This is a genomic window from Candidatus Thiopontia autotrophica (assembly GCF_982804495.1).
On sequence record NZ_CEYDPX010000043.1, the window covers coordinates 1 to 2,784 of the forward strand.

A 2,784-nucleotide genomic window follows, 5' to 3' on the forward strand; every position below is an offset into this window, starting at 1 on the left:
CCCCCCGCGCTAGGGTATAACCACTGTCATTCCATACTGCACCCAATCCTCCATGCCTCCACGAAAGTAGGCAATTTTATCTGCGGGATACCCTTCGGCCAACAGTCCACGAATGGCTGCCGGTGACTGTCCGCACCAGTTGCCATTACACCAGAGCACTAAATGTGCCGCCTCAGAGAATATCCAGCCACTATCATCCTCTACCACTCCCAGAATCTCAAACGTATCTGCAACATCAAGCTCGGTTGCTCCAGCCTTTCTGTTCATCACGGTGTAGGGGAGGTTGATGGATCCCGGAATGGTTCCCCTTGCGTGCCAGTCTGGAGTTCTGGCATCAATCAACAATCCCTCACCAACTGCCAACTCTGTCTGCATGAAATCGACAAGCTCGCGTATACCAATGGTCTTTACCCCATCTGCCACCTGATGTGGCTGTACACAGAGCGGAGGACAGGGGCGTGAGACTTTTGCAAAGGGGCCGGTTATTACCGCATCCGGATTCTGTTGCCGTTTTACCTCAATGCTCGTGTCTCCATGGTCAACCTCAAAGGAGTGAAGGCTTCTTGTTATATTAACCTCCGCAGAGACCATACCCTGCGCCATTAACAGCACAGCCAACAATGCTACTCTATTCCCCACAACAACCTCCTCCAGTTTTACCCCCTTGTAGTTGGATTGGTGGGCATGGCACACTCCCATAAGAGCAGAATACGCAACAGTCACCATGCTCTGGTTTCAGAAGCTCTCCACACCCCTCACACTGGTAGAACCACTGACAGGCATCGGTTGGCATGGTCTCCTCTTTACTGTAGCCACAGTTTGGGCAGGTGATTATTGTGTTTAATTCAACCTCTGGCCCATTCATGCTGCGAGTATAACAGAGAGATTTACGGTATTATTGGAGAGGTAATAAATAACAATATTTAGAGTGAATAAAACCTTATGTGTGGAATTGTTGGTGCCATTGCAAGGCGAAATGTAACGCCCACTCTTCTGGAAGGGCTTAAGCGACTGGAGTATAGAGGCTATGACTCTGCGGGCATTGCCGTACTCAATAACCATAAAATAGAGAGAGTGCGTGAGATTGGCAAGGTGGCGACACTGGAAAAGCCTATCAGGGAGAATGGCCTGAGTGGCTCAATCGGAATTGCCCACACCCGCTGGGCCACCCACGGAATACCGGCAACTAAAAATGCCCACCCCCATATCTGCAACGACAATGTAGCAGTAGTACACAACGGAATTATCGAGAACCATGACGCCTTGCGCCTTGATCAGAAGGGGCATGGTTTCCGCTTCACCTCGGAGACAGATACCGAGACTGTTGCCCATCAGATTGAGTATCACCTGCAACAGGGTGAGTCATTAAGCAGTGCTGTACGCAACAGTACATATGATCTGGATGGGGCATATGCACTTGGGGTAATCAGTCTAACCAACCCAGATCTGCTTGTAGCCGCACGACTCGGAAGCCCGCTGGTTATTGGCCTGGGGGAGGGTGAAAACTTTATCGCCTCCGACAGTGCTGCACTAATCACCTTCACCAACAAGTTCATATATCTTGAGGATGGTGACCTGGCTGAGATCAGGTATGATTCCATATCCATTTTCGACAGAGATGGAGAGGATGTTGAGCGTGAAATACATACCTCCAGCCTCTCGGCAGAGGCAACTGACCTTGGCCCGTATGAGCACTATATGCTAAAGGAGATCCATGAGCAGCCGACCGCAATTGCCGAGACTCTTGAGGGGCGTCTCACCAATGGCTCCGTCCTGGAAGCAAGTTTTGGACCTGACACAACCAGACTGTTTGACCAGGTAAAGGCGATACAGATTCTCGCCTGTGGCACCAGTTACCATGCCGGCATGGTTGCCAGAAACTGGTTTGAGGGGTTGGCCGGTATTCCCTGTCATGTTGAGGTGGCAAGTGAGTACCGCTACCGTCACCCTGTTGTGGCTCCCGGAACTCTGGTTGTGGTCATATCCCAGTCTGGTGAGACCGCAGACACCCTTGCGGCTCTGAGGGAGACGAAGAAGAGTGATATTCTTGGGTCTCTCGCAATATGCAATGTGCCAGAGAGCTCACTAATGAGGGAGGCTGATCTTACCCTGCTCACCCGTGCAGGCCCGGAGATTGGGGTAGCCTCAACCAAGGCATTCACTACTCAACTCACATCTCTGCTACTGCTTGTAACTGTACTTGGACGCCGCTTCAATATTGATCAGGCCCTGGAGCAGGAGATTGTTACCCAGCTTGAGTCGCTCTCACGCTATGTTGATAACGCACTCAAACTTGAGGATGAGATCAAACAGATAGCAGGACGAATCTGCGCCCATAACAGTGCGCTATTCCTTGGACGTGGGGTACAGTACCCTGTGGCTATGGAGGGGGCACTAAAACTTAAAGAGATCTCCTACATCCATGCCGAGGCCTACCCCGCGGGTGAGCTTAAACATGGGCCTCTGGCACTGGTTGATGAGAGGATGCCAATTGTTGTGGTTGCCCCCAGAGATGACCTGCTCGAAAAGATCAAATCAAACATCGCCGAGGTAAGAGCCCGTAACGGACAGCTGATTGTCTTTATGGATGAGGGCTCCAATATCGAGAGTTGTGATGCATGCTCTGTTGTCACCGTCCCGCCGGCCGGTAGCCACGTGGCACCAATCCAGTTCTCCATCCCCCTGCAGCTCTTGGCCTACCACGTGGCGATAATGCGTGGCACCGATATTGATCAGCCACGCAACCTTGCCAAGTCGGTGACTGTTGAGTGAGGGCGGGGGTCA

At 51.8% G+C, this 2,784-nt stretch carries 3 protein-coding genes; 1 reads left to right on the forward strand and 2 read right to left on the reverse strand.

The window, feature by feature from the left end:
- Nucleotides 1–9: 9 nt before the first annotated feature.
- The gene (locus tag AC3ZFK_RS08175) at nucleotides 10–726 is read right to left on the reverse strand and encodes a rhodanese-like domain-containing protein (RefSeq protein WP_487507421.1); all 717 of its coding nucleotides are present in this window, start codon (nucleotides 724–726) and stop codon (nucleotides 10–12) included.
- On the reverse strand, nucleotides 629–865 hold the full coding sequence (locus tag AC3ZFK_RS08180) for a GDCCVxC domain-containing (seleno)protein (RefSeq protein ID WP_487507422.1): 237 nt from the start codon (nucleotides 863–865) through the stop codon (nucleotides 629–631). Before AC3ZFK_RS08180 ends, AC3ZFK_RS08175 begins: the two co-directional genes overlap by 98 nt.
- A 77-nt stretch (nucleotides 866–942) precedes the next feature.
- On the opposite strand from AC3ZFK_RS08180, the gene glmS reads away from it, so the two are divergent.
- Entirely contained in the window at nucleotides 943–2,772 is a 1,830-nt protein-coding gene (gene glmS, locus AC3ZFK_RS08185) for a glutamine--fructose-6-phosphate transaminase (isomerizing) (protein WP_489433785.1), read from the forward strand.
- Nucleotides 2,773–2,784 lie beyond the last annotated feature (12 nt).